Origin of the sequence: Polaribacter marinus (genome assembly GCF_022662535.1) — a bacterium.
Classification (GTDB): domain Bacteria; phylum Bacteroidota; class Bacteroidia; order Flavobacteriales; family Flavobacteriaceae; genus Polaribacter; species Polaribacter marinus.
In genome coordinates this window covers 1-5,219 of the sequence record NZ_JAKQYM010000032.1, presented here as the reverse complement: position 1 = coordinate 5,219, position 5,219 = coordinate 1, and the positions used below count along the sequence as shown (strand labels likewise).

Annotated in this window: 1 protein-coding gene; it reads left to right on the top strand. The window is 35.2% G+C overall.

Annotation, left to right across the window (positions count from 1 at the left end; genetic code table 11):
- Positions 1-5,219 (top strand): beta strand repeat-containing protein (locus MC378_RS15055; RefSeq protein ID WP_242179632.1); only part of this gene is annotated, 5,219 nt, incomplete at both ends.

Below are 5,219 nucleotides of genomic sequence, written 5' to 3'. Positions count from 1 at the left end.
GGACCAATCCCACAGGTAACTTATACAATAAGTGACGGGACCAACACAGCGAATTCGACATTAGACTTAAGTGTAACGGCAGTTAATGATGCACCGGTAGCAACAGATGATACTTCATCAACAGACCCTGGAATTTCAGTAATTATAAATGTTTTACCAAATGATTCTGATTTAGATGGAGATGTTTTAACGGTTTCAAGTATTATTTCTCAACCAGCAAATGGTTTAGCTACAATAAATGGAGATGGAACAATTACTTATACACCAAATGCTGGTTTTAGTACAGGTACAGATGTATTTGTATATCAAGTATGTGATGGAAATGGTTTATGTGATACAGCAACAGTAGCTGTAACAGTTCCAAAATCTTTCTTGTCACCAGTTGCAAATCCAGATGTTAACTCTACTTTAGAAGATGTGACATTAACGGTAACAACAGCAAACGGACTTTTAAATAATGATACAGATGCTAATCCAGGAGAAACATTATCTGTAGTTAGTTTTCAAATTAATGGAACTACCTATAATCCTGGTGATACAGCAAACCTTGCAGAAGGAATGTTAACAATAAATGTAGATGGTAGTTATACTTTTATTCCTACTCCAAATTACAATGGTTCTTTACCAATTGTTGACTACACAATTTCTGACGGAACTCCAACAGCAAATACAAGTAGTACTTTAACAATAACTGTAAGTGGGGTAAATGATGTACCAGTTGCAAATCCAGATACAAATACGGTTATAGAAGACACTCAATTAAATGTTTCATCTGCAAATGGAATATTGAAAAATGATACTGATGTAGATGGAACACCATTAACTGTTTTAGAATTTACAATAAACGGAACCGATTATCCGGCAGGAACAACCGCTTCATTAGCCGAAGGATCATTAACAATAAATAGTGATGGTAGTTATGTATTTAATCCTGCTTTAGATTATTTAGGACCTGTTCCACAAGTAATTTATATGATTAGTGATGGAGCATTAACAGCAACAAGCACATTAGATATTTCAGTAACAGGAGTAAACGATGCACCAGTAGCAGTTAACGATTCAGGAAATACAACTTCAGAAGATTTCCCAATTACGATATCAACCATTACAGGAAATGATACGGATGATACTTCTGTAGATGCATCAACAATTATATTGATTGATCCAACAAATCCTGGAAATACAGGAAACTCAACAACACCATTAGTAATTGTAGGTGTTGGAACTTATTCGGTAGATGCTTTAGGAAACGTAATTTTTACACCGGATCCAAATTATAATGGACCTGCAAATGTAAATTATACTGTAAAAGATAATGAGGGAGTTACTTCTAATATAGCAACTGTAGAGATTTTAGTAACAGCAGTAAATGATGCACCACAAGCAGTGGTAGATGTAAATACAACATTAGAAGACACACCATTAGTAGTTAATGCTGCTAACGGAGTTTTAAGTAATGATTCGGATGTTGAAGGAACACCATTAACTGTTTTAGAATTTACAATAAACGGAACCGATTATCCGGCAGGAACAACCGCTTCATTAGCCGAAGGATCATTAATAATAAATAGTGATGGTAGTTATGTATTTAATCCAAGCTTAGATTACACAGGGGTTGTACCTCAAGTAACTTATACGGTTTCTGATGGAATTGATAATTCAACAAGCACATTAGATATTACAGTAACAGGAGTCAATGATGCTCCGGTAGCAGTAAATGATGCAGTTACTACAGTTCAAAATACACCAACGACAGTTGTAACAATTGGAGCAAATGATACAGATACAGATGGTACAATAGAGCCATCTACCATTATATTGATTGATCCAAATAATCCAGGAAATACAGGAAACTCAACAACTCCATTGGTAATTGTTGGAGTTGGAACTTATTCGGTAGATGCAGCAGGAAACGTAACCTTTACTCCAGTTCCAGAATTTACAGGAGTTGCAGAAATAAATTATACTATAGAAGATAACTTAGGAGCTACTTCTAACGAAGGAACAATCTCTGTTACCGTTCAACCAGATAATGATGGAGACGGAATTATAGATTCAGTAGATTTAGATGATGATAATGATGGAGTACCAGATACAGTAGAAAATGGAGGAACAGATCCTTTAGCAGATTCAGATAATGATGGAATTCCAGATTATAAAGATGTAGATCATATTATTACAGATGCAAATAATGATGGGATTGATGATAACTTCGACCAAGATGGAGACGGAATTATAGATCAGTTTGATGTTGATGGAGATGGAGATGGAATTCCAGATGTTGTTGAAGCAGGAGGAACAGATGCAAATGGAGATGGTATTGTTGATGGATTTACAGATGCTAATAACGATGGTTTAGATGATACAATTGCTGTAACGCCTCTGCCAACAGAAGATATAGATGGAGATGGCGTACCTAATTACTTAGATATTGATTCTGATAACGATGGTATTATTGATAATATTGAAGCTCAAAACCCAATAAATTATATCGCTCCAGCAGGAACAGATACAGATTCAGATGGTATAGACGATGCATATGACATTGATTGTGCACCTTGTGGATCAGTAACGGGAGTACCTGTTAATAATCCTGTTAATTCAGACGTAGATCCTATTCCTAACTATTTAGATTTAGATTCAGATAACGATGGAATTGTAGATAATATAGAATGGCAAACAACTTCAGGTTATATCTCTCCAGGAGCAGATACAGATGGTAATGGTTTATCAGATAATTATGAAACAAGTCCAGGTTCTGGAATACCAATTAGATTACCATTAAATACAGATGGTACAGATGTTCCAGATTATGTTGATACAGATTCAGATGGAGATGGCCTTTTAGATACAATAGAAGTTTATGATACAGACGCAGACAATATAGCAGAAATAGTTGCCTCAGGAAATGACACAGATAATGATGGTATAGATGATGCTTTTGATTTAAATCCAAACGGACCAACAGATATAAATGCGGCATCTAATAATAATCAAGATGTTACAACATTCCCTAACGATCAAGATCCAGGAACCGCAGAAGTTGATTTTAGAGACAAAGTTACTTTCGGTATTTTAATTGATACTGATGGAGATGGTATTACAGATGATATTGATATAGATGATGATAATGACGGTATTATAGATGTTGTAGAATCCTTAGGATTTGAACCATCAGCAATTGCAAATGACGCTTCATGTATATTGCCAAATGTAAGTTTTAAAAACCCTATTTATGTTGCAGGAACTGGTGTTGCAGGTTCTGGTTCAATAGGAGCAAAATACCGCTTTGAAAATGTAATAGACGTAACTGGTTTTGGAGGTTCAGGAGGTATTCTAGACGCAATAGTAGAAATTACAGATATTCAAGGTGGAGCTTCTTTAATCTCTATTGATAATTCTACTACAGGAAATTCAGATGCTTGGCAACCAGAATTTACAGTGCCAACACCAACAGGAAATAAAGCAGAAATGGCTTTTAAAGTTGTATTGGTAAATGATAATACAAATACTCAATACAACATAAGCAGATTTAGTGGAGTCATTTATGATATAGATGGTGCAAACGCTAGAGAATCTGTTATTTTATCAAGACCAGGTTTATATGCTGTAGATAATGAAACTTTATTAACTGTTTCAGATAATCCAGCAACAGGTTTAGTAACTTTCTTAGGGCCAGATGATACATATTCAGGAGTAGATTTATCTCCAAAATTAGCAGCTTTCTTTGGATATTATAATTCTGCATCGTTTAACATACGTTTCTCAGCAGAATTATTATCAGCAACTTCTAATACAAATTTAGGCTCTGTATTATTCTCAGGATGTGCAATTAATGGTTTGTTCGAAGGAAACACAACTTCGAATTCTCCTTCACAAACGAATGGTGTTTCTGAAAATTCAGGTCCAGGAACTTTCCCTGTATTTACAGTTAATGATGGAATAGATAGTGATGGTGATGGAATTTCAGATGATAAAGACATCGATTCTGATAACGATGGAATTCCAGATAATGTAGAAGCACAAACAACTGCAGGTTATGTGGAGCCAAATCCACCAACTGCAGATGCAGATAATGACGGTTTAATTGATGCTTATGATAATAATGCTGTAATAAGCGGTCTATCACCTGTAGATTCAGATGGTGATTTCTTGCCAGATTATTTAGATTCAGATTCAGATAATGATGGATTAAACGACACCACAGAAGCAGGATTTACACTTGCAATTGTAAACAACGATGCAGATTTGGATGGTTTACTAGATGCATACGATAATGTACAAACTCTTGGAACTTTATTTGATGTAAATGATGATCAAGATAATGGGGCTTTAGATTTACCGAACTTAGATAACATGGCTACTCCAGAAGTAGACTTTAGAGAAATTAAAGATAATGATGGTGATGGGGTAGCCGATAATGTAGATTTAGATGATGATAATGATGGTATTCCAGATACTGTAGAACAAGACGGTATTCCAGATAGAGATACAGATAACGATGGTGTCCCAGATCATTTAGATTTAGATGCAGATGGAGATGGAGTATACGATGTTACAGAATCTGGATCAGGTGCTACAGACTCAAATAATGATGGTATAATTGACAATTCAGAATTTGGTTCTGGAGATAATGGTTTATTCGATGGAGTAGAAACATCACCAGAAAGCGGAATAACAACTACTGATCCAAAAGATACAGATATGGATGGTCTTCCTGATTTCCAAGATGTAGATGATGATAATGATGGTATTCCAACTGAAGACGAAGATGTGGTAACAATAGATGGAGACCCAACAAATGATGATTCAGATAATGATGGTATTCCAAATTATTTAGATGCAGATGATGATGATGATGGTGTACTAACCGCCGATGAAGACAATAATAATAATGGAGACTTTAATGATGATGATGATAACAATGATAATATTCCAGATTATTTAGATCCTTTAGATACTGATAATGATGGCATTCCAGATAGTGAAGATCCAGATGATGACAACGATGGTAATCCAGATGGAACCGATCCAAATCCATTATTGGTAAAAGTTGCAGACGATAGTTTAACCGTTGTAGAAGGAACTACAGGAGTTGTAAATATTTTATCAAATGATGATTATATCCCTGGTGCCAATACAACTATTGGAGATGCGGGAACAGGAACTGCTCAAGGAGTAATAATTTTCGATCCATTAACCGGAGAGATGAGTTATAC